General features: G+C 59.3%; 26 protein-coding genes, 1 tRNA gene and 2 pseudogenes. 20 read left to right on the plus strand and 9 right to left on the minus strand.

Features of this window, described 5'->3' with window-relative positions; translation table 11 throughout:
- Positions 1 to 50: 50 nt before the first annotated feature.
- The gene (locus ACE04F_RS25655; RefSeq protein ID WP_486110453.1) at positions 51 to 740 is read right to left on the minus strand and encodes a crotonase/enoyl-CoA hydratase family protein; all 690 of its coding nucleotides are present in this window, start codon (positions 738 to 740) and stop codon (positions 51 to 53) included.
- Positions 741 to 888: 148 nt separating this feature from the next.
- On the opposite strand from ACE04F_RS25655, the gene ACE04F_RS25660 reads away from it, so the two are divergent.
- A complete protein-coding gene (locus ACE04F_RS25660; RefSeq protein ID WP_486110454.1) occupies positions 889 to 1,053 on the plus strand; it encodes a hypothetical protein in 165 nt (54 codons plus the stop codon).
- Positions 1,049 to 1,138: transfer RNA gene (locus ACE04F_RS25665), tRNA-Ser, on the plus strand. Before ACE04F_RS25660 ends, ACE04F_RS25665 begins: the two co-directional genes overlap by 5 nt.
- A gap of 317 nt (positions 1,139 to 1,455) precedes the next feature.
- Here ACE04F_RS25665 and ACE04F_RS25670 read toward each other — a convergent pair.
- The gene (locus ACE04F_RS25670) at positions 1,456 to 1,638 is read right to left on the minus strand and encodes a hypothetical protein (RefSeq protein WP_486110476.1); all 183 of its coding nucleotides are present in this window, start codon (positions 1,636 to 1,638) and stop codon (positions 1,456 to 1,458) included.
- Positions 1,639 to 1,934: 296 nt separating this feature from the next.
- Between ACE04F_RS25670 and uvsE the strand changes: the two genes are divergently transcribed.
- Both uvsE and ACE04F_RS25680 read left to right on the plus strand, forming a co-directional pair.
- Positions 1,935 to 2,975: a UV DNA damage repair endonuclease UvsE gene (uvsE, locus tag ACE04F_RS25675; protein WP_486110455.1), complete on the plus strand. Its 1,041-nt coding sequence runs from the start codon at positions 1,935 to 1,937 to the stop codon at positions 2,973 to 2,975.
- 124 nt (positions 2,976 to 3,099) lie between these two features.
- Positions 3,100 to 3,597 carry a nuclear transport factor 2 family protein gene (locus ACE04F_RS25680; protein ID WP_486110456.1) on the plus strand — a complete coding sequence of 166 codons (498 nt, stop codon included), beginning with the start codon at positions 3,100 to 3,102 and terminating at the stop codon, positions 3,595 to 3,597.
- Between the two features lie 33 nt (positions 3,598 to 3,630).
- On the opposite strand, the gene ACE04F_RS25685 is transcribed toward ACE04F_RS25680, so the two are convergent.
- Entirely contained in the window at positions 3,631 to 4,446 is an 816-nt protein-coding gene (locus ACE04F_RS25685) for a DUF1206 domain-containing protein (protein WP_486110457.1), read from the minus strand.
- Between the two features lie 383 nt (positions 4,447 to 4,829).
- On the opposite strand from ACE04F_RS25685, the gene ACE04F_RS25690 reads away from it, so the two are divergent.
- Positions 4,830 to 5,315: a helix-turn-helix domain-containing protein gene (locus ACE04F_RS25690; protein ID WP_486110458.1), complete on the plus strand. Its 486-nt coding sequence runs from the start codon at positions 4,830 to 4,832 to the stop codon at positions 5,313 to 5,315.
- 12 nt (positions 5,316 to 5,327) lie between these two features.
- On the opposite strand, the gene ACE04F_RS25695 is transcribed toward ACE04F_RS25690, so the two are convergent.
- Together ACE04F_RS25695 and ACE04F_RS25700 are read right to left on the minus strand one after the other, a co-directional pair.
- Positions 5,328 to 6,293 (minus strand): DMT family transporter, encoded by a 966-nt coding sequence (locus ACE04F_RS25695; RefSeq protein WP_486110459.1) that lies wholly within the window; start codon positions 6,291 to 6,293, stop codon positions 5,328 to 5,330.
- 205 nt (positions 6,294 to 6,498) lie between these two features.
- Positions 6,499 to 6,840: a DUF2834 domain-containing protein gene (locus ACE04F_RS25700; RefSeq protein ID WP_486110460.1), complete on the minus strand. Its 342-nt coding sequence runs from the start codon at positions 6,838 to 6,840 to the stop codon at positions 6,499 to 6,501.
- A 116-nt stretch (positions 6,841 to 6,956) separates the two neighbouring features.
- On the opposite strand from ACE04F_RS25700, the gene ACE04F_RS25705 reads away from it, so the two are divergent.
- From ACE04F_RS25705 to ACE04F_RS25765, 13 genes and pseudogenes are all read left to right on the plus strand, one after another.
- Positions 6,957 to 7,763, plus strand: coding sequence for a helix-turn-helix domain-containing protein (locus ACE04F_RS25705; protein ID WP_486110477.1), 807 nt, complete (start codon positions 6,957 to 6,959; stop codon positions 7,761 to 7,763).
- Positions 7,764 to 7,781: 18 nt separating this feature from the next.
- Positions 7,782 to 8,597: pseudogene (gene dapF, locus ACE04F_RS25710) on the plus strand (diaminopimelate epimerase).
- 192 nt (positions 8,598 to 8,789) lie between these two features.
- The gene (locus tag ACE04F_RS25715) at positions 8,790 to 9,605 is read left to right on the plus strand and encodes a suppressor of fused domain protein (protein ID WP_486110461.1); all 816 of its coding nucleotides are present in this window, start codon (positions 8,790 to 8,792) and stop codon (positions 9,603 to 9,605) included.
- 72 nt (positions 9,606 to 9,677) lie between these two features.
- A complete protein-coding gene (locus tag ACE04F_RS25720) occupies positions 9,678 to 9,980 on the plus strand; it encodes an ArsR/SmtB family transcription factor (RefSeq protein ID WP_305501316.1) in 303 nt (100 codons plus the stop codon).
- A 63-nt stretch (positions 9,981 to 10,043) separates the two neighbouring features.
- Positions 10,044 to 11,018 (plus strand): zinc-dependent alcohol dehydrogenase family protein, encoded by a 975-nt coding sequence (locus ACE04F_RS25725; RefSeq protein ID WP_486110462.1) that lies wholly within the window; start codon positions 10,044 to 10,046, stop codon positions 11,016 to 11,018.
- Positions 11,019 to 11,058: 40 nt separating this feature from the next.
- Positions 11,059 to 11,400, plus strand: coding sequence for an antibiotic biosynthesis monooxygenase family protein (locus tag ACE04F_RS25730; protein ID WP_486110463.1), 342 nt, complete (start codon positions 11,059 to 11,061; stop codon positions 11,398 to 11,400).
- A gap of 158 nt (positions 11,401 to 11,558) precedes the next feature.
- Positions 11,559 to 13,748 carry a GAF domain-containing hybrid sensor histidine kinase/response regulator gene (locus ACE04F_RS25735; RefSeq protein WP_486110464.1) on the plus strand — a complete coding sequence of 730 codons (2,190 nt, stop codon included), beginning with the start codon at positions 11,559 to 11,561 and terminating at the stop codon, positions 13,746 to 13,748.
- A 158-nt stretch (positions 13,749 to 13,906) separates the two neighbouring features.
- Positions 13,907 to 14,092, plus strand: coding sequence for a hypothetical protein (locus ACE04F_RS25740; protein ID WP_486110465.1), 186 nt, complete (start codon positions 13,907 to 13,909; stop codon positions 14,090 to 14,092).
- A 347-nt stretch (positions 14,093 to 14,439) separates the two neighbouring features.
- Complete coding sequence (locus ACE04F_RS25745; RefSeq protein WP_486110466.1) at positions 14,440 to 14,850, plus strand: glycine zipper domain-containing protein; 411 nt, start codon at positions 14,440 to 14,442, stop codon at positions 14,848 to 14,850.
- A gap of 121 nt (positions 14,851 to 14,971) precedes the next feature.
- Positions 14,972 to 15,145, plus strand: a complete 174-nt coding sequence (locus ACE04F_RS25750; protein WP_486110467.1) for a hypothetical protein — start codon at positions 14,972 to 14,974, stop codon at positions 15,143 to 15,145.
- 36 nt (positions 15,146 to 15,181) lie between these two features.
- Positions 15,182 to 15,385 (plus strand): hypothetical protein, encoded by a 204-nt coding sequence (locus ACE04F_RS25755; RefSeq protein WP_486110468.1) that lies wholly within the window; start codon positions 15,182 to 15,184, stop codon positions 15,383 to 15,385.
- 87 nt (positions 15,386 to 15,472) lie between these two features.
- A complete protein-coding gene (locus ACE04F_RS25760; RefSeq protein ID WP_486110469.1) occupies positions 15,473 to 15,844 on the plus strand; it encodes a hypothetical protein in 372 nt (123 codons plus the stop codon).
- Between the two features lie 254 nt (positions 15,845 to 16,098).
- Entirely contained in the window at positions 16,099 to 16,794 is a 696-nt protein-coding gene (locus tag ACE04F_RS25765; protein ID WP_486110470.1) for an HAD-IA family hydrolase, read from the plus strand.
- A 67-nt stretch (positions 16,795 to 16,861) separates the two neighbouring features.
- Here the strand turns inward: ACE04F_RS25765 and ACE04F_RS25770 are convergent, their stop codons facing one another.
- Positions 16,862 to 17,608: a 3-oxoacyl-ACP reductase family protein gene (locus tag ACE04F_RS25770; RefSeq protein WP_486110471.1), complete on the minus strand. Its 747-nt coding sequence runs from the start codon at positions 17,606 to 17,608 to the stop codon at positions 16,862 to 16,864.
- Between the two features lie 128 nt (positions 17,609 to 17,736).
- Here ACE04F_RS25770 and ACE04F_RS25775 point away from each other — a divergent pair, with 128 nt between their 5' ends.
- Positions 17,737 to 18,660 carry a LysR family transcriptional regulator gene (locus ACE04F_RS25775; RefSeq protein WP_486110472.1) on the plus strand — a complete coding sequence of 308 codons (924 nt, stop codon included), beginning with the start codon at positions 17,737 to 17,739 and terminating at the stop codon, positions 18,658 to 18,660.
- A gap of 148 nt (positions 18,661 to 18,808) precedes the next feature.
- On the opposite strand, the gene ACE04F_RS25780 is transcribed toward ACE04F_RS25775, so the two are convergent.
- The 3 genes and pseudogenes from ACE04F_RS25780 to ACE04F_RS25790 all read right to left on the minus strand — a co-directional run bounded on the left by ACE04F_RS25780 (position 18,809) and on the right by ACE04F_RS25790 (position 20,821).
- Positions 18,809 to 19,537, minus strand: a complete 729-nt coding sequence (locus ACE04F_RS25780) for an aspartate/glutamate racemase family protein (protein ID WP_486110473.1) — start codon at positions 19,535 to 19,537, stop codon at positions 18,809 to 18,811.
- Positions 19,538 to 19,596: 59 nt separating this feature from the next.
- A pseudogene (locus ACE04F_RS25785) lies at positions 19,597 to 19,995 on the minus strand (NCS1 family nucleobase:cation symporter-1); the annotation flags it as partial.
- Positions 19,996 to 20,077: 82 nt separating this feature from the next.
- Positions 20,078 to 20,821: a phosphoadenylyl-sulfate reductase gene (locus ACE04F_RS25790; protein ID WP_434569302.1), complete on the minus strand. Its 744-nt coding sequence runs from the start codon at positions 20,819 to 20,821 to the stop codon at positions 20,078 to 20,080.
- 172 nt (positions 20,822 to 20,993) lie between these two features.
- Here ACE04F_RS25790 and thrH point away from each other — a divergent pair, with 172 nt between their 5' ends.
- A complete protein-coding gene (gene thrH, locus ACE04F_RS25795; protein ID WP_434603332.1) occupies positions 20,994 to 21,611 on the plus strand; it encodes a bifunctional phosphoserine phosphatase/homoserine phosphotransferase ThrH in 618 nt (205 codons plus the stop codon).
- The last annotated feature ends 22 nt before the right edge of the window (positions 21,612 to 21,633 follow it).

Genomic DNA, 21,633 nt, shown 5'->3' on the forward strand with positions numbered 1-21,633 from the left:
CCACGGGTACGTTGTTTTTCCAGGTGTTCGATATTGCCTTTAGCCAACGTTCAGCCCGTGTATTTCTGATCCAGCAATATTGCGCTGTCCAATGCATCCAGCAACGCCTTGCGAACCTTGAGCTTGGTGTTCTTGTGGGCGGTCATGTTGATCTTCTTCAACTGACGCGCTGCCTCCAGTGCCGCAGCTTGCAACTCGTCAACCGCGACCACCTTGTCGAGGAAACCGGCATCCACGGCGCTCTGCGGATTGAACATCTCGCCATTGATCACCGAGCGGTGGAACGCAGACTTGCGCAAGCGATCACGGGCCAGCTCGATACCGGCGTGGTGCATGGTCATGCCGATCTGCACCTCGTTCAGGCCGATGGTAAACGGCCCCTCCACACCAATGCGGTAATCGGCCGACAGCAGCAGGAACGCACCCTTGGCCACCGCATGCCCAGGGCAGGCGACAACGACGGGGAAGGGGTGCGACAGCAGGCGGCGCGCCAGGGTCGAACCGGACGCGACCAGACTGACTGCCTCCTCGGGGCCGGCGGTCATCACCTTCAAATCGTAACCGCCCGACAGAATCCCCGGTTGCCCGGTAATGATCACCACCGCGCGATCAGACACTGCCTGGTCCAGCGCAGCGTTGAATGCGACGATCACATCAGGCGAAATGGCATTGACCTTGCCATTGTTCAAGGTCAGGGTCGCGATACCGTCTTCGAGATGGTAGGCAATCAGGTCGCTCATGACGCTATTCCTTGTAAGAGAAGTGGAGCAGACGTTACCCACCGCCGCAGGCCAGGTAAAGCGCCGTGACTGACTCACCGGTCAGCGCCGCCCCACTCAAATCTCGCGCCGCGCCCAACAGCCAGCGCTTGCCCCCATGGAGCCGCCCATGGCCGAAGCCGGAGTTTGGCCGGTTTGCCCTGCCTCGCCGCGCTTGAAATGCCCGACCGGCCTTAACCGCATGAAAATTCTGAAAAAAACCTTTGCCATCGGAAAAGCTTTCGACTACATTAGCGCGCCTCGACAGACTGAACAGTTTGCCGAGACACGGTGAAGTGTCCGAGTGGCTTAAGGAGCACGCCTGGAAAGTGTGTATACAGGAAACTGTATCGAGAGTTCGAATCTCTCCTTCACCGCCATATTCTGCAAGCACAAACCCCTGATTTTCCTAGAGAAAGTCGGGGGTTTGTGGTTTTTGGTGTCTGGAAAAGGGCGAAATGGGAACATCTTGGGAATATTGGCTTTTTCTGCCGCATTTGCCCTCAGCCCGCCACCCGTGTACTTGCGCCATTGCCCACCCTGAGCCAGCCCTACCAGTTCGGCCATTTGCTGGCGGGTATAGCCGAGGTTGATTTTCAGGTGCGCCAATGCGTCCGCGGAGGGCGGACTGTACTGCTCTATGGTTTTCATGTGTGCTCAAGGTTAGAGGGCCCCGCGTTCGCAGGGGCCTGTCAGGTTAGACGAATTTGATTAGCAGCGTGGTGACGGTGGCCACCGTACCGATCAGACCAGTCGCAACCGCGACTGGGTACCAGAACGTTTCGCGAGTCATCTTGCCCGCTTCGGCGTTGAGCTTTTTGGTCTCAGCCATCAATTTGGCAATTTCGACATGGACGTTTTCCAATTCTGCGCCGCTCATACCGAATTCCTGCATGGTGTTCGTCCTTCGCGGTCACCACGGGTCACGCTCTGTGCGCTGCCCTGAGATCCATATTGTGCCTTTAAGGTACGGCTGCGAGTTTTTTCCTGCCCCAAGTGTAGCTATTTGAATTCATCGCGGCTCGCCGATCAGCATGTACTTGGGTTTCAAGGTATGCCGAGTGCCTCGCAATCGGTTTTTCTTGGCGGCGCCAAGCGTGGCATCGACCCAATCAAAAAGGACAACTCACCCGCCAGGCTGTCTACCGCCAACACGGATGACGGCCAGGACCTCCCATGACCCACCCCCGAATCGGCTTCGCCTGCCAATACCGGCACCCTGATCGCGGTCTTGCTGCGAGTGCATTAAAGACCATCGAAGCGCCATACAACCCCCGCACCACGACGTTACGCTGGATGGATGGCGTCCCTCCCCAGGTCGCCCGCGACAAGCTGCTTGAAGTCGTGGCGCACAATCTCGACGCACAACTGCGCCTTATCGCCTACGTTGCCGAGCTTTCGCCAACCCTGCGCATGCTTCGACTGAGCAGTGATCTGTTGCCGTTCTACAGTCATCCGAAGGTGAGCGCTTTCTATCAGGACCCGGCCATTCAAAGCCAGTTGGAAGAACGCTTCGCTGTGATTGGCAACCTCGCCCGTTCGGCGGATATCCGGCTGTCATTCCACCCTGGCCAGTATTGTGTGTTGGGCTCGGATAAACCGGGTGTGGTGGAGAACAGCATCGCCGAGTTCGAGTACCACGCCGACATGATCCGGATGATGGGTTACGGCCGGCGCTTTCAGGACTTCAAATGCAACGTGCACATTGCCGGGCGCCTGGGGGGCGAGGGGATCCGTTCGATCTGGCCGCGGTTGTCGGAGGTGGCGCGCAACTGCATGACCTTCGAAAACGAGGAGAAGACCTACGGCGTTGATGATTGCCTGCAACTGGCTGACCTTGCCCCCGTCGTGCTGGATATTCATCACTGTTGGATCAACGAGAACGATTACATCGCACCGGACTCTCCGCGAGTCGAACGCATCATCGAAAGTTGGCGTGGGGTTCGGCCCACCATGCATTACTCACAGCCGCCGGAGCGATTGCAGGAATTGGGTTTCGATGCAGGTGAAAAGCTTGAGATGGATGCGTTATTGAAGGTGGTGTCCAAACGTGACTTGTACGGTCACAGTGATCAGATGTGGAATCGCTGGACCAACGAATACGCGCTCAAGTTTCTCGACCGTTTCGACATCATGTTGGAGGCGAAGGACAAGAATCTGGCTGCGCAGGCATTTTATGAAGGTGTCGCTCGGCCTTATCTTCATCCCTGCGCATAGATCAAACGACCTGCGAACAGCATCAGGCAACCCCACAGCAGTATCGAGCAAAAGCCTCGAGGCACATGCCGTTAAGGTTCTCAGGAAGAACTTTTATCAACTGCATTGCCGTGAGGTAGACATCATGACTACATGGAAAAGTTTGGCCTGGCGTGCCCAGGTTGTTGTTTTGGCTCTAATGCTTTCCACGAACATCTCCTGGGCTTCGGGAAACACCCAAGAGGCCAATACGAACCTGGTCCGCCAGGCATTCGCGAACTGGCAGCAGGGCAAAGGCACGGTCTTCGACCTGCTGGCGCCCGATGCGGTCTGGACAATCGCCGGATCGAGCCCGGTTTCCGGCGTGTATGACAGCAAGACCGAGCTGATCGAACAGGCCGTGCGCCCGATCAGCGCCCGCCTGGCGACACCAATTTCGCCCACGGTGCAGAGCATCATCGCCCAGGACGACATTGTCGTGGTCCTGTGGAACGGCACTGCGACTGCCCTTGATCGCAAACCCTACAACAATACCTACCTGTGGCAACTGACCTTCAAGGATGGCCGGATCACACAGGCGATGGCGTTCCTCGACACCTACGCGCTGAATGAGCTCATGCGCCGGGTAACGCCTGCTCAGTAGAGGGCAGCTGACATAACAACGGCGCAAGCCGGCCTATGTGTGCGCCACTCCTGGCACATCCATATTGATCTTGCGCCATGCCGCCTCGGAAAAGCTGTAGACCGAAAAGGCGATCAGCCCCAGGGCCATCACCATCAACACCAAGCCTCCGGCCGGCAGGTTCTGCAACGCATCGAGTGCATCTTTCATGCCGGGCGGGTCTACGGCTTTATAGGCCGAGCCACTGATGATCAGCAGCACGGCGATCTCGATAAACACCACCCCGCGGGCGATCAGGCCGAAGCGCGACACCGGCCGCACATAACGCATCACTTCTTCGTCAGCCTCGAAGTATTTTTCGAACGAGGCCTTCCAGCCTTTGATGATGTGGGCAATGCCGACGCCCAGCGGCACTAGGGCGACGAGGTAAACCAACAGGTTCGAATGGTCCCAGGAGAGGACGCGCGCCAACAGGTCCTGGGTTTGCCCACCGCCGGAACTCCCGGAGCTTTTCAAGCCGCTGATCAGCAGGCCCAAGGCAAAGAATGCCAGCGCGCCATTGACCAGGCCGCCCGCCAGCAGCCCGGCGCGAATCAGCAGGCCCTTGAACTGCGTGCCATGGTGATCGACATCGCGTGTGGCTTGCAAGATGCGCCAGCCGGCGAAGGCAAGCAGGCCCGCCACCACCAGCCCGACCAAGGCATGGCCGAAGGGCTGGCTCAGCAACATCTCCAGGCTTTTGTGGCTGTCTTTCGGTTTGGTGGAGTCTTGGGCCGCCAGCAGGGCAAGAATGCCGACGATCAGATAGATAACGCCACGAGCGGCATAACCGCCACGGGCAAGTAGCACCAGGCTCTGGTGTGGGGACATGGGTTCGATTCCGCGACAATGATAGAAAAGCAGACCCATGGCGTCGGAAGGGGTTCGATTGGAGATGGAGGGCTGACGCATTGGCCTGATGGTTGCGTCGAGGTTCAGCGCACGGCTGGACTTGAGCGCTGCCTGCGCATTTTGAGGATGGCGCGTCCCAAGGAAGTCACAGACCTGCAAAAGCTGTTCGGTACGCACGGTGTCGACTTGTTCAAGCCAAGAGCTGCAATGAATTGGGTTGTGATTGATGTAGGCGGCAATAATCTCAGGGTGATAGGCGGCGTTAACTACGCGCGGTAGAAATTCTACGTCAAACACGTCTACACGCATGCCGATTGCGACGTCGCCAACGTCTGGTATGCAAGAAACAAAGGGACAAAACGATGAGCGCAGCCCGGAACGACTTTCAAACGGTGATCGCAACGCTTGGCGAGCTTTACGCGATACTGGATCGCCTGCGGGGTGAGTTTGTGCACGGCATCAAGACCCCGGCCGACTACGAGCGCGCGACCGATTTGCTCGATGAACTCACCGACGGGCGTGAGCTGAGCAAGACCGAGGAAAGGATTCTCGCTGAGCTTGAAGAGGAAATCCTGGCGTACCAGCACGATTCCGACCAGTTCCGCGAATCGAACGCCGCTTTTGAGGCGACCTGCACCCCGGTGCAACTGATCAAGGACCTTATGGAGACGCTCGGGCTCACCGGTTCAGACCTTCCTGAAATCGGTGACAAAACCGCGGTGTCCAAGGTGCTCAATGGAGATCGCCCCATCAGTCACAAGATGGCATATGCGCTAGCTGAGCGGTTTGCGATGGAACCGAGTGCTTTCTTGTCGGCTGGTCCTGCAAAGGAGCCGGATAAGAGGTAGCAATGACGCTGATCAAGGGACACGGGCCATTGTCGATCCACGCGAAGCCAGGATGATACGCACCGCCATGATCACCCCGACAAGCACGGCAGCAAGACCCGACATCTCCAGTAGCGTCGGCAGCCGGCCATGAAACCACAAGCCAAGCAGTGTCGCGAACAGCGACTCCAGGGCGATCAATTGCCCGGAAAGCACCATGGGCAGACGCCGGGACGCAGCGTTCCAGGCCCAGGCGCCGACGACGGATGACATCAGCGCAATAACGAAACTCCAGAGGTACAAGTGCCCTGCAACGGAAAGACTGAAACCCACGCGCGGCAGTTCGAGCAGGTCGAACGCTTGTATCGCCGGTAACAGGCACACGGTGCCGATTCCCGCACCCGCCATCATGAGGCCTGTCCATACGCCCGAGGCGTTGGGCGATAGCTTCAGCAAGGCGCGTTGATTCAACCAACTGAACGCGAGCCACAAGATCACGGCACCGATAGAAAACAGCAAACCCATCAGCCAGGATCCCTGGTTAGCAACGGGTTGATGGACAGCGCCGAGATTGGACAGCAACAGGCCCACGGTCAGGAAAACCAGTGGGATCGCCAGTTTGCTCCATTGGAGAGTTTTGGTCGTGGCGTTGCCCAGCAGCGCCAGCAAGACCGGCACCAGGCCAATAAAGGCCGGGGTCAGCACCGGCCCACCGAAAATGATACCGGCGGCGATGCACGCGCTGTAGCCGAGATAGCCGATCACACCCAGGCCTGCGGCCAGGAGCATCTGATCGGGGCGCAGGAGCCGAAGTCGGGCCCGGTAGAGCAGCACCACGCCCAGGCCCAGCGCTCCGGCGATCAGGAATCTTACGATGATCAAATCATAGATTGTGTAGGCCCCGGTGACGTAGGGCGCAATGAAGTTCAGCGCCCAGCTCAGCGTTGCGACTACCGCGAGAGTCAATCCGACGATGAGGTTCGAGTGGACCCGCATCATCAGCCGTGCCCGCCGACATATCGCCTATTGACCAACGACTGCCTTGGTTCAGTACAACCCTTGCAGCGAATCCGCGTAGCTTCTATAAAATCCTGCGTTGACATCGCGTTCTTCTCGACCGTCGTTGGGCCCTGGATGTTTGACAGCAGCGGGGTTCTGGAGGAAATGCTCAAGGAAGTTTGGGTAATAATGCCTGAAGCGTGGTTCAAGAAGGCGGATGAGCAGGTGTAACCGTCACCGGCGATTGACGTCCAAATCCGTTAACGACGATGTACAGCAATGGACCGATTGATACAAAGATGGCCGTGATCACGATGTAAGGTAGCAACGATACGAGCGATTTGCCTCTTGCGCATGTGTCCCGGTACATCCAGATGCATGCCATGCAGGCGAGCAGATAAAGGTCGATGACTACTTGCGCGGTGTCTGCGCTGGACATGAGTCTGACGCCGAATGCCCAGAGCGATTGCTCGGCTAGCAACAATGCGCACGCCGTGTAAACGGTAAAAAACAGCAGCGTAACAAGTGCGATATAAGGCTTCTTCACTTCGCCTCCCGGGACAGGTTCGTTGATCAGGGAGGCAGCCTAGTGAGTTGACCATCATGGTTTCAATGACCTCCGAGGTCATCGACGCCGCCCACCTGCAATGCCAGAGTCAATGGATGACCAATCGACCCATTTCCCGAGCAACGCCGCCAACTTCAGCCGGTGCGCAACTGCGTCACTTGCGCCAACAGGCCGGACTGAGTCAATTGGATTGCGCACTGATAACAGGGATATCTCAGCGTCACCTGAGCTGCATCGAGACGGGGCGCGCCAAGCCAAGCCCTGGCACTCTGCATAACTTATTGACTGCCCTGGAAGTACCTTTGGAGCAATGCAACGGCATCTTCCTCGCCAGCGGCTACGCCCCTCGCTACGAAACGACGCCGCTCACATCATCGACAATGGAAGTGGTACGTGATGCCATTGATCACATCCTCCATGCCAATAATCCCGCGCCGGCGATTGTCCTGAGTGCTCAATGGGAGATCCTTGCAGCCAACGCCAGCGCGGGTGTCCTGTTCGATCTGGTGGGTCTTGCCAGGGATGTCGCAAATGGACTCAATCTCTTGGTGACGCTGCTGCAACCCGGCGGCTTGGGCGACCATCTGAGCAACGCCGAGGAAATAAGATTAGTGGCATGGCAACGGGCCTCTCGGGAAGCCTTGAACAATCCTGCGCTGGCTGGGATTCTGAAGAGCCTGCCGACTCCATACAGCGCTGGGACGCTGGCTGACGATCTGCCTCCGTTGTTGCTGACGCAGGTCGAGTCGCCCCATGGCGAGCTGACGTTCATGTCGACATTCACTACCTTCGGTATGCCGCTCGACATCACGATGAGCTCGTTGCGTATCGAACATCTCATTCCTGCCGACGCCAAGACCTGGGAGGTCATGACCAAGGCGTATGAGCAGACGCAACGCTAACAAGTCAGGGAAGAGAACATGCAACCGACACTCAATCTTGATTTTCAAAAAATGCACGCCAATGGCGACGATTTTGTCATCGTCGATTCGCGAAACTCGCCCAGTCCGGTGACCAGTGCGATGGCGCGGCGGATGGGGGATCGGAACCGCGGCGTGGGCTTCAATCAACTCGCGGTGCTGCTCGATTGTGACGATGCCGATGCGCGGGTGATGTTCTGAAACGCAGATGGCTCCGCGCTGGATGTTTGTGGCAGCGCGACGCGCGGGGCGGCGGACCTGCTCATGCGCGAAGCCAATGTTGCTTCGGTAGCGCTACGCACCAATCGCGGTCTGCTGACTTGCGAGCGGATGCCAACCGGCGATATTTCCGTCGACATGGGCGTGCCGCTTTGCGGCTGGGCGGACATCCCCCTGTCGCAGAAACTGGACTCCGCTGTTCTGCCCCTTGCCGGTAGTCCAGCCGCGTGCAGCATGGGCAACCCGCATTGCACTTGTTTTGTCGACGATCTGGCTGACGTTGATATCGCCACGATCGGACCGGCCATCGAAACCCACCCGCTATTTCCACTCAAAACCAACGTTCATTTCGTCCAGATCGTTGATCGCACGCATATCCGGTTGCGCATCTGGGAGCGCGGGGCGGGCATCGCGCTGGGTTCAGGTTCTTGCTCGTGCGGCGCGGTTGTCAACGGAATCCGTCGTGGACTGCTGGACAGTACCGTCGAAGTTGAATGTGATGGCGGAAACGTGACGGTGCAATGGGACAGCGTGGGCTCGGTCTTTCTGATCGGGCCGGTGGAGGCAAGTTTCTCTGGGACGATCAGTTATCGCTGAGTCGATAAGAATCCAGCCCTGGCGTGGTAGATATTAGTGCTTCACTTTCCAAAACTCGAAGCCACGGCCAGTGGGCCTGATAACTTCCCGCTTTCTCAAAAGAACACGTTCGGCTGGGAGTATCCCTTTGTCAAATCGATCCAGGCTGGCGCCTGACCTTACCTCAACTGCAAGTTTCAAACAGGAACACCCATGAATTTCTTCAAGAAGCTCTTCGGTTCATCGAAAGCCCCTGAAACCCAGGACGCGCAGCCAACGCCGCAAACCCACGAGCTCGGCGACCTGACCGAGGCTGAAGCAGCCAATCTTGCGATCCGGGAAGCGGGTGAAGCGTGCCTGGATCGTCATTGGCGGGCTGTCGGCACCGTCGAGCGGGATGTTCTTGCCTATATGATCAGTCCAACCTTTTCCGGTGGCCCTTATTGGCCCTCCACCCGCCAGGCCTACCGCGTGGTTCGCCGTGGCGACACAATCATTCTCGCCACGGAAGGGCTGTCGGATCCGTTCGATGACACGGAAGGAATGGGCAACGGTTTCGAAATGGAGCTGTTCGTCGAAACTGCGGATATACCCGAGCACGCCTATGGCCCGGTGGGTGAAGTCGATCCTTTCAAGCGCAGCTGGGCGTTCGAACTTGTGGAGCATGTTGCCAGGACGGTCGCCGACGCTGGCGGCATCACCCACCAGCTTGACCAGTACGGGGCACTGTCCCTTGAGATTCCCGGGTTCAGCCAATCGCACCACATGAGCGAGCAACTGCCCAAGCTCTTCGTAACGGATGATGATTGCACTGGGGTTCTGCTGGGAGCCCCGGAGCCGGACTTCTCTACCCGAGTGGAGGACATGCCCTTGTCGCCGGTCAGATTGGTGCCGGTGGTGTTGATCACTGCGGCGGAGTTGGAGTACGTGCGTTCCGGTGGGCGAGCGGCGCGGGAGGATCTGGTGAGCCGTTTGCAGGAGGCGGGCATCGGACATATGAGCAGCCTGCATCGGGCGAGTGTGGTGTGAGTCGGATGGGCTCGGACGAAAAGCTTGAAGTTGCGTATTGACATATCTAAAAATCTCGATATCCTCGGCGTCATGGAATTGATCGAAATATTCAAAGCGCTCTCGAACCCTACACGCCTTCAGATCCTGAAAGGTCTGAAGGATCCCGCAAAGAACTTCCCTCCGCAGGATGAAGGTGACGTTCATACGGTGGGAGTCTGCGTCAGCAGTATTCAAGAAGGTATCGGACTGTCGCAGTCTACGGTGTCCGGTTATCTTGCGACGCTGCAACGAGTGGGGTTGGTCGAAGTCAGGCGCATCGGTCAGTGGACTTACTACAAGCGCAATGAAGCAGCCATCAGCGCGCTTGCGGAGATCATAGGGACAGAACTGTAAATTTTTTGCCGTAACATATCGAGATATCTCGATATCCCTTTTTATCGATACGAGGATTTTGCAATGAAAGCGATGGTACTCAAGTCATTTGGCGGGTCGGGTTCGTTCGAGCTTCGCGATGTGCCCAAGCCTGTGCCGCAGACAGGACAGGTCCTGGTCCGGGTACATGCAACCTCCATCAATCCGTTGGATTACCAGGTTCGACGCGGCGACTATCCCGACCTGGTCCAACTGCCGGCCATTACCGGCCACGATGTATCGGGCGTTGTCGAAGAAGTGGGGCCGGGGGTGACCACCTTCGCTCCGGGTGATGAAGTCTGGTACACCCCACAGATATTCGACGGGCCAGGCAGTTATGCCGAGTACCACGTCGCTGCCGAAAGCATCATCGGGAAGAAGCCAGCCTCGCTGAGCCATCTTGAGGCGGCGAGCCTGACCCTGGTGGGCGGGACGGTATGGGAAGCATTGGTCGTGCGTGCGGCGCTCAGAGTGGGGGAAAGCATTCTGATACACGGCGGCGCGGGAGGCGTCGGCCATGTTGCGATCCAGTTGGCGAAAGCCATGGGAGCACAGGTGTTCACCACCGTGCGCGAGGCAAACGCCGAGTTCGCACGCAGCATGGGCGCCGATGTGATCATCGACTACGAAAAACAGGATTATGTCGAAGCCGTCATGCGAGAAACGGGTGGCCGCGGTGTGGATGTCGTGTTTGACACCATCGGCGGCAACACATTGTCACGCAGCCCTGACGTGCTCGCACAACTTGGCCGCGTCGTCACGATCGTCGACATTTCACAGCCACAGAACGTCGTTCAGGCCTGGGGCAAGAACGCGAGTTATCACTTCGTTTTCACCAGACAGAACCGCGGCAAACTCGATGAGTTGAGCGCGTTGGTAGCGCGCGGTCTGCTGCGGCCACATGTCGGCGCCGTCTATTCGCTGGCCGACATCGGGCTCGCCCATGCCCGGCTGGAGAGTCCAAACAATGGCCTTCGAGGAAAAATCGCGATCGCAGTCGAGCCGTCGCTCATCGCGTAATGCGCTCTTTCAACCGCTTGAATCATTTTCGAGGAACGCCATGATTTACGAGATCGCTCTGCTCCCGGTTCACAAAGAACGCATTGAAATGTTCAGGCGAGCATTTGCCGAGGTCGCCCCTTTGCTCACCCGAGCAAAGGGCTACGGCGGCCATTTGCTGGCGCAAGGGATTGAAACCCCCGAGCAATTCAACCTGATCGTGCGATGGCAATCGCTTGAGCATCACACACCGGGTTTCGAAGAGAGTGAAGACCATCGAGTGTTCATGCTGGGCTTGGAGGAATACTTTTCTGAAGAACCGAGGGTCTACCACATTGAGGGGGCGGGCTTTTTTACCGGTGAAGGTGCTGATCCAGGCGGCGCCGTCAGCTGGGGAATCTAAGCCGATCCCATTCTGCCGAGTGTCCGGTCCATTTCAGCCCGACCCATCCTACAATCCAATCGCGCATTCTTACGTGACGCGGGATAATACGGCTCAGCTTGGGGTCACAAGCGTTTCCCCCCTCGTTGGGATCGGCGGTTGAGCAAGGATCGAAGGCAATGACAGATTGGCTCCAGAGCTACGGAGAAATGGCTGAACGGGTCCGCCGCCATGACTGGGACAGCACGCCACTCGGGCCGCCCGCGCAATGGCCCGATGTGCTGAAGACAACCGTGGCGCTGAGCCTGGCTTCGCATTTTCCCCAGGCCATCGTCTGGGGGCCGGACTTGATCACGTTGTACAACGATGCGTTCATGCCCATTCTCGGCAGCAAACCCGAGGCGCTGGGGCGGCCGTTCAATGAGGTCTGGAGGGAGGCCTGGAGCGAGATTGGCCCCATCGTACGCGCGGCTTTCGATGGGCAGGCGACGTTTATCGAAAACTTTCCCCTGGTGATCGAGCGCGGTGGTGGTCCTGAACAGGCCTATTTCACCTTCTGCTACAGCCCTATCCGCGACCAGTTCGGCAAAGTGGTGGGCATGCTCGATACGGTCACCGAGACCACTGCGACCGTATTCATGACCCAGCGCCTGGCGGTGCTTGATGCAATCGGCAGCGCCGTGGCGAATGCCACCGATCCACAGGCGATCATGGCGACCACCGCCCGGATCCTGGCGGCGCACCTCAACCTGTCCAACTGCGCATACGCAGACATGGACGAAGACGAGGACGGCTTTACGATTCGCGGCGACTGGGCCCGGGCCGGGTCGCCGAGTATCGTCGGACATTACCGATTGGCGGATTTCGGTCGGCTGGCGGTCGCCAACCTGGGGGCCGGCAAGCCGCTGGTGATCAATGACAACCTGGCGGAGCTGGCACCGGAGGAGGCGGCAGCGTTCCAGTCGATCGGTATTGCGGCGACCATTTGTGTTCCGTTGATCAAGAATGGACGGTTGACCGCCCTGATGGCCATCCACGATAAAACGCCCCGGATCTGGTCGTCCAACGACTTGGCGCTGCTGCTGGAGGTCACCGAGCGATCCTGGGCGCACATCGAACGTGCTCGAGCGGACGCGGCCGTGCGTGAAGGCCTCGCTGCCCTGGCCGAGCTGAACGCAACGCTGGAGCAACGGGTCGAGGAGCGCACCACACGATTGAGGCAGACCGAAGCGGCGCTGCACCAGTCGCAGAAACTCGAAGCCATCGGCCAGCTCACCGGCGGCGTGGCCCACGATTTCAACAATCTGCTGACAATCATCCGCTCCTCTGTGGACTTCCTGCGCATGCCCAACCTGTCCGACGAACGCCGGCAACGCTACATGACCGCCGTTTCCGAGACGGTAGACCGGGCCTCCAAGCTGACCAGCCAGTTGCTGGCGTTTGCCCGGCGCCAGCCGTTGACGCCGGAAATCATTGACGTGCGCAAGCAAGTACAGAGCCTCGGCGACATGCTGGAGACCGTGACCGGGGCGCGTATTCACGTCAAGGTCGAACTGTGCGAGCAGCCCTGTTACATCCGCGCCGACCTGAGCCAGTTCGAAACGGCGTTGATCAACATGGCCCTGAACGCCCGGGACGCGATGAACGGCCAGGGAACACTGTGGCTACGACTCAATTGCGGTGCAGGCATGCCGCCCATCCGCGGCCATTCCGGGGCAGGGCAGGCATTTGCCGCGATTGCCCTGGAGGACACCGGCACGGGTATTGCCCCGGAGGCACTTGAACACATCTTCGAACCGTTCTTCACCACCAAGGAAGTGGGCAAGGGAACGGGGTTGGGATTGTCCCAGGTGTTCGGTTTCGCAAAACAGTCCGGTGGCAATGTAGATGTCTCGACCGTGGTCGGAAAGGGCAGCGTATTCACCTTGTATCTTCCGGAGGTGGAGCCCGAGGAGCAGCATGAACCCGAGGGAGAGGAAAGCTCTCTGCTGGTGCTGGAAAAAGGCCGGCGCCGGGTATTGGTCGTGGAGGACAATCTGGAGGTAGGGCGCTTTGCCAACCAGATCCTGCAAGACCTGGGCTACGAAACGGCCTGGGCGACCAATGCCGAGCAGGCGCTGGAAATGGTCGGCCCGGATGCGATGGCGTTCGACGCGATATTTTCCGATGTGGTCATGCCGGGCATCAGTGGCATTGCCCTTGCCAGACAACTGCGCCAGCGCCGCAAGGATCTGCCGGTGGTACTGACCTCCGGCTACAGCGAGGAGCTGGCCCAGAGCGGGCATGAAGGTTTCGCGTTTTTGTCCAAGCCTTACTCCGCCGATCAGGTTTCCCGGGTTTTAAACCAGACGCTGTTGGGCTCGGACTGAGTTGTTTCGGTTTTGAAACAACGCTTACCCGTTCGTCGGCGAGACGGTCTCTTGAATCATTGGTCTGTTGATGACCGACTAGTCTCAAATCGAAGGTCGGTATTTCCCAGGCAATCGGTTGTTGCCGGTATCGGCCTCGATGAGAGGGGAAAAATGCGATGGGAGCACCGTACAGCGAGGAGAACGGAGCCGCGTATCCGATCAATGAAGGGCTGCAGTGTGGGCAATCGGCCTATCGGTCGGATTTTGGCGACGAGCCAATCAAGTCCATCAGGACCAAGGTGGCCAAGGTGCCGCGGGGCGAGAAGGCCAAGTTCTTGCCCAAGGTCCCGATCAGTAAATAACCGCTGTGGCCAAGGGGCATGCTCGCGCTCGGGCGCGATGGGATTGCGGTGCAATCCAGCGGGAGCAAGCTCCCTCGCCACTGGGAATTCGGCGTTTGTATAAATATTTTTTTATCTTTTTTCGACTGACGTTTTCTTTCACGTTTCTTTCACAAGCCGGCGCGTAGTCTGAGCTCATCCGTTAGAAAGCAGTACCTGCCCGTTTCCCCAGCGGGCTTTTTTTTGCCTGTCATAAAACTACCCCTGCGTTTGTTGTCGAACCGTCATGGCTGACACGCTTTGGCGTACACTCGCGCCAGCGCGCACCGGCCATCTCTCCCCGATGCGGCATTCTTGAGGTTTTTATCATGCGTTTGACTTTGTCCACCTTGGTGCTTGGGCTTGTGGTCGCTCAGGGCGCGATGGCCGCTGGCGACGGTACCGCTGCGGTTGGCGGTGGCTTGGGCGGTGTCCTGGGGAACGTGGTCGGCCAGCAGATGGGCGGCAGCACAGGCGCCGCGATTGGCGCCGGTGTCGGCGGCGCAGCCGGCAGTGCGGTCGGGGCTCGCAAGGGCAGCCGTACGGAAGCGGCCATCGGTGGTGGCCTGGGATCGGCCGGCGGCTCGATTGTGGGCAACCGCTTGGGCGGTTCCACCGGTTCCACCATCGGCGCGGGCGTCGGTGGGGCGGCGGGCGGCGCCTTGGGCAGCAACCTGTCCAACGACAACGATGGCCATTCGAAGGGCAAGAAACACAAGCACAAGAGAAAGCATCGCTGAGCGAATGCATGAATGAAAAAACCCGGCCCCGCGCCGGGTTTTTTCATATTGGTTATTTCCCGGAACGTTTACCTCGCCATTGCCTCGAATTGATACATCCACTTGCATTGTGAGGTATGCCATGACTCCGGAAACCGAAGGCAAGGAAGAAAAAGGCCCCTCGGGCGTCCCGTTCATCAATGATCCAGGCGTCAACGACCCGGGCAATGAAGATCCCGGTTCCCTGATGGATGACGCCCAGGTGCCCTTGATCGAGGATGAAGAGGCTGAGCTTGAGGACGAATCCTACGATTGAGTCATCCATCCCAAACTGCACGACCAGGAGATTGTTATGACTGCCGACTCGCCTGTTTCCGACGACGATGAAACCCCGGAATATCCGTTGCCTTCGCCAACCGACTCATTGAGCCGCGATCAGCGTCCACCCGATGACGATGCTGGAGTCGAGCCGGTGCCAAGCGACGATCAAGACGTCGAGGCGGCGCCGGACGATCCCGACATCGCCGGTGACGATGCATCCGGCAAGCCCAGCTGACGGTCAGTTCCGTCCGTCTGTTTCTCGGCACCATTGGTCAGCGATGGTTGCCACACATCAGGTAGCTATCTGAAAAGGAGACTTACCATGATGAAGCTAAACATGACCGCGCTGGCGTTCGCCGGAATTCTGTCGGCCAGCTCGTTGGCGGCTTTCGCCCAATCCGACAGCGCGCCCGTGGACAAGGGAGGAATGCCGCCCTCTACCCAGATGGACGCCGGCTCCACCACCGAGAAAACCGGTAACGCCCTGCCACCTGGTTCCGTGGGCGGCGGCAATGGCGGCGACGCCAGCGGCAGCAGCACCAGCCCGGGAACCGGAAGTGGTTCCACCAGCGGTGGCAGCACGATGGGCGGCGGTTCTTCCGGCTCAAGTAGTGGAACCGGTAGCAGCAGCAGTAGCGGTGGTAGCTCCAGCGGCGGCGGATCGGGCTCCGGTTCAGGCGGCTCCGGCGGCTGACGCGTAGCCCGCTGCTGGTCATCCAATCTGTTCGTGGCGAGGGAGCTTGCTCCCGCTGGGCGCAAAGCGCCCCTGAAACGTAGTCAACTGCCGCCCGGCCAAGGCGCGGCCGACCCCTCGCCACCCCTTGAAAATTTCCCATTGCCTGCGCCAAGCACGGCTCGTTATTCTGCTGAATCCTTTAAGGCGAACACGCTGCGCTGGCCGCACCTGAGCCATCCCTGGAATGTTGTGTTGATAACGGATCAGATGCGATGAATGCACCGCTGAAAAAGTTTGGACCGATCAAGGCTGTGATTTTTGATATGGATGGCCTGCTGCTGGACACCGAAGGTATCTACACCGAGGTCACCTCCATCATCGCGGAGCGCTACGGGCGCACGTTCGACTGGAGCGTCAAGCAGAACATCATCGGGCGCGGCGCCGGGGACCTGGCGCGCTACGTGGTGCAGGCGCTTGAGCTGCCGATCACCCCGGAGGAATTTCTGGTGATCCGTGAACCGCTCATGCGCGAACGTTTCCCCCACGCCCTGGCGATGCCCGGCGCGGAGGAATTGGTACGGCATCTCAAAGCCCATGACGTGCCGATTGCGGTGGGGACCAGTTCGTCGCGTCAGTCGTTCGAGTTGAAAACCACGCTGCATCGGGACTGGTTTGCGCTGTTCGACTGCATCGTTACCGCGGATGACCCGGAAGTCGGGGCGGCGAAACCAGCCCCGGATATCTTCCTCACCGCCGCCCGGCGCCTGGGTGTCGCGCCGGCGGATTGCCTGGTCTTCGAGGATTCCCCGTTTGGTGTGACGGCGGCGAAGGCGGCAGGCATGACGGCTATTGCGATTCCCGACTCGGCCATGGCCGACGAAAAGTACAGCCATGCCGACGCCATTATCCGTTCGCTCAAGCTGTTCCAGCCAAGCCTGTGCGGTTTGCCGGAACTGGAGTGGGCCTGAAAAAAGGGCTGCTGCGCCCGAAAGCGTCGGAGCAGCCCAGCGGGAGCAGGCTCCCGCGCGACGTGGGTCAGGCGCCGAAACCACCGTCGATTGTCAGGCTAGCCCCGGTGATATAGGCCGCTTCCGGACCCGCGAGGTAGGCGACGAAGCTGGCGATTTCTTCCACCGTGCCATAACGGCCTACTGCCATGAGCTCCATCAGGCTGGAGGCGAAGTCGCTATCCGCCGGGTTCATGTCAGTGTCCACCGGGCCGGGTTGAACATTGTTGACGGTGATGCCGCGTGGACCCAGGTCGCGAGCCAGGCCTTTGGTCAGGCCCACCAGCGCGGATTTGCTCATGGCGTACGTGGCGCCGCCAGCGAAAGGCACCCGGTCGGCATTGGTGCTGCCGATGGTGACGACCCGGCCGCCTTCGCCCATATGCCGTGCGGCTGCCTGGGTGGCGACAAATACGCTGCGCACGTTGATGGCCAGGGTCTGGTCGAAATCTTCCAGCTTGAATTCTTCCAGCGGCGCCAACGCCAGGATGCCCGCGTTGTTGACCAGGATGTCCAATCGACCAAAGGCGTCCACGGTGGCCTGGACGGCATTGCGGATGGCCTCGGCATCGGCGCTGTCGGCCTTGATCGCCAGGGCTTTGCCGCCGGCTGCGGTGATGTTGTTCTGCAATTCTTCAGACTTGGCGCCAGAGCTGACGTAGGTGAAGGCTACGGCGGCGCCCTCTGCTGCAAGGCGTTTGACGATGGCGGCGCCGATGCCGCGGGAACCGCCTTGGACCAAGGCGACTTTACCGCTCAATGTTTGCGTGCTCATGCTGGTCTTCTCCAAAGGTGCCGGGGCGAGATGCCGCGGTTGATGAGGCGAGTATCTAGACTAGGCCATCGGCTGTGTAGACCTTCATTGATATAGTCTGTGTAAACCATAAGTTTAGAGTGGGCGCCATGGAGAGCTTCAGCAGTATCGAATGTTTTGTTCGCAGTGCCGAGGTCGGCAGCTTCGCCGAGGCCGCACGCCGCTTGAGCCTGACGCCAGCGGCGGTAGGCAAAAGCGTCGCCAAGCTTGAAGGGCGACTGGGCGTGCGGCTGTTCCAGCGCAGCACCCGCAGCCTGACCTTGACCGAGGCCGGCCAACTGTTCCTGCGGGAAGTGGGCAGCAGCTTCAATACGATCCAGAACGCCGTCGCCAACCTGGCCAGCGCCGGCGGGCAGCCTGCCGGCACGCTGAAGGTGAGCATGGGCACGGCGTTTGGCCGGTTGTATATCGTGCCGTTGCTCGGGGCGTTTTTGCGCCGATACCCGGCCATCAACCCGGACTGGCATTTCGATAATCGTCAGGTCGACCTGATCGGCCAGGGCTTCGATGCAGCCATCGGCGGTGGGTTCGAGTTACCCCAAGGCGTCGTGGCGCGTAAATTGACGGTGGCTCATCGGGTGCTGGTTGCGTCCGGACAGTACCTGCAAAACCATGCCGCCGTCTTTGAGCCGCAGGATCTGGCGCAACATCAGGGGATCCTGATCCGCTCACCGCAGACCGGGCGTATCCGTTCCTGGCAACTGACCAGCCGCCACCGCGAACACGCGCCCCTGATGCTCAAGGCGCAAATGACAATGAGTGACTCTGAAGCTGCCTGCATCACCGCGGCCCAGGGGCTGGGCATTGCCCTGGTGAGCATGCCGTTTGCCGTGCCGTTCCTGGACAGCGGCGCATTGCAGCGAGTGCTGCCGGACTGGTGCGTCGACGACGGCAATATCTCGATCTATTACGCCGAGCACAAATTGTTGCCGGGCAAGACCCGCGCGTTTGTCGATTTCATCATCGAGCAGTTTGCCGAGCAGGGGCTGGCGCGGCGGTTCAGTGCTGTTTGAGCCTGGCTGGAAGTCGAGTCGCCCTCATTCGCGAGCAGGCTCGCTCCCACATTGGATCCGCGACAGCCGTAGAATTCACGGTTCACATAGAACCCCTGTGGGAGCGAGCCTGCTCGCGAAAGGGGCAATGCGGTCTAGAGCTGCAGACTCACCGCCCAAACCGCCCTGGCCAGCCAATGATGGTCTTCGGTCGCGGCGTCGCATAAGTGCGCACTTTCGACGTGGACAACCCCAGCCGCACGAGCGACTCGGCAATCGTCACCGCCGCCGTCACGCCATCGACCACTGGCACTCCGGTGCGTTGACGAATCTGCTCATCCAGCCCGGCCATGCCGCCGCAACCCAGGCAGATCACTTCGGCCTTGTTCTGGCTGACGGCGAGTTCCGCCTGATGGACGATGGCTTCAACCGCCCGCTGCGGGTCTTGCTCAAGTTCCAGCACCGCCAGGCCACTGGCCCGAACTGAGGCACAGCGGTCGAACAGGCCGGAAAGCTTGAGCCGGTCTTCGATCAGCGGCACCGTGCGGTCCAGGGTGGTGACGACCGAGTAGGCATGGCCAAGAAACATGGCCGTGCTGGCGCCGGCGTCGGTGATGTCCACCACCGGCACATTCAGTAACTCCTGCAGGCCTTCCCGACCGTGTTCGCCGTAGCCCGCCTGGATCACCGCGTCGAACGGCTGATCGTAGGACATCACCCGGTCCATCACGGCGATGGCGGCCAGGTAGCTTTCAAAATTGCCTTCGATCGAGTCCGCGCCGAAATACGGCGTCAGCCCGATGATTTCGGTGCCCGGCGCGGCAACGGCCTGGGCCTGGCGCGCGATGGCCTGAGTGATGGATTCGGTGGTGTTGACGTTGACGATGAGAATTCGCATGAGTGGTCCTTTTTCCAGCGTAACGGTAAATGGCCCGAATCCCCGGGCCGTTCGAACAATCAATGGCTGACGTTATCCACGGCAATGGACTCACCGCTGACGTCCTCGTAATGCCCCTCGCGCTTGGCAACGATCAGGTACAGCAGCCCTGCAATCGAAGCGCCAATCAGCCAGGAGAACGGAGAAATACTGTCGAAACCGGGCACCAGCGCCAGGACAATCGCGATCAGCGCCGCTGGAATGAACGCTGCTACCGCCCGCAGGGGCGCCAGGTTGCTGAGGACGAAGGCCGGAGCGACGAAGTTGGCCATGATGTTCACCGCCACGGTGACGATCAGGAACGCCAGGCAACCGAGCACTAGGAAAAAGGTGTTGGGGATCGAGGCGATGACCTGGCCATTGATCCGGAACTGTGCACCGCACAACAGGATGGTGATGGCGGCAAATACCAGGATATGCCTTTTAGGGGCATCAAAAGTAGAGGTGCACCCAAAAATGCCACCTGAGGTGACATTTTTGTGTACATAACTGCGGAGAGGATCAGACGGTCTTGGATTTGGCGATGATATTGCCAGCGTGCAGCCCGCATTCTTTTTGCGTGGCTTCTTCCCACCACCAGCGGCCTTCGCGCTCGTGCTGGTTCGGCAGGACAGGGCGGGTGCAGGGCTCGCAACCGATGCTGATGAAACCGCGCTCATGCAGGCTGTTATAAGGCAGTTCCAGCATGCGGATATAACCCCAGACTTCCTCGCTGGTCATCTGCGACAACGGGTTGAATTTGTACAGCGTGCGCTCCGGCGTGGAGAACGCCGTGTCGATTTCCAGCACGGCCACCTGGCTGCGGGTACCCGGGCTCTGGTCGCGGCGCTGACCGGTAGCCCAAGCGCGAACATCGGTCAGTTTGCGGCGCAACGGCTCGATCTTGCGGATGCCACAGCATTCACCGTGACCGTCCTTGTAGAAGCTGAACAGGCCTTTTTCCTTCACGAAAGGGTCCAGTTTCGTATGGTCGGGCGAAATCAGTTCGATATCGATCTTGTAATGCTCGCGCACCTGTTCAATGAAACGATAGGTTTCCGGGTGCAGGCGACCGGTGTCGAGGCTGAACACCTTGACGTTCTTGTTCAGCTTCCAGGCCATGTCCACCAGTACGACGTCTTCAGCGCCACTGAAGGATATCCACAGGTCGTCACCGAATTCGGCGAAGGCCAGCTTGAGGATGTCCTGCGGGGACTTGTTGGCATAGGTCGTGGCGAGTTCCACGACATCAAACGATGGGCTCATCAGGGCGGTTTCCTACAGGTCGGTGGCGCTGGGCGCTCTATATGGGGCTGATGGTAACAAAAGCTGCCGGGGCTGGCGCGCTCCTGTGCGTTGCGCGGGCTTCGGCGAATGGCTAGAGTCGGCAGTCCTTTTGTTCGCTCAACCGATAAACATCAAAAAATGGGAGTGTCTTGTGGAAATTGCCTGTCTCGACCTGGAAGGTGTGCTGGTCCCGGAGATCTGGATCGCCTTCGCTGAAAAAACCGGGATTGACTCCCTCAGGGCAACCACTCGGGACATTCCCGACTACGACGTGCTGATGAAGCAACGGTTGCGCATCCTTGATGAGCATGGCCTCAAGCTCTCCGACATCCAGGAAGTCATCGCCACGCTCAAGCCGCTGGACGGCGCTATCGAGTTCGTCGACTGGCTGCGCGAGCGCTTCCAGGTGGTGATTCTTTCCGACACGTTCTACGAATTTTCCCAGCCGCTAATGCGTCAGCTGGGCTTCCCGACGCTGCTCTGCCATCGTCTGGTTACCGACGACAGCGGACGGGTGACCGGCTATCAATTGCGTCAGAAGGATCCGAAGCGCCAGTCGGTCCTGGCCTTCAAGAGTTTGTACTACCGAGTGATTGCCGCCGGGGACTCGTACAACGACACGACGATGCTGGGCGAAGCCGATGCCGGGATCCTGTTCCATGCGCCGGAAAACGTGATTCGTGAATTCCCGCAGTTTCCGGCAGTGCATACGTTTGCCGAGTTGAAGCAGGAGTTCATCAAGGCCTCGAACCGCCCCCTGAGCCTGTAAACCCAACCTCAATGTGGGAGCG

The sequence above is a fragment of the Pseudomonas sp. AGC41 genome, from assembly GCF_057334555.1.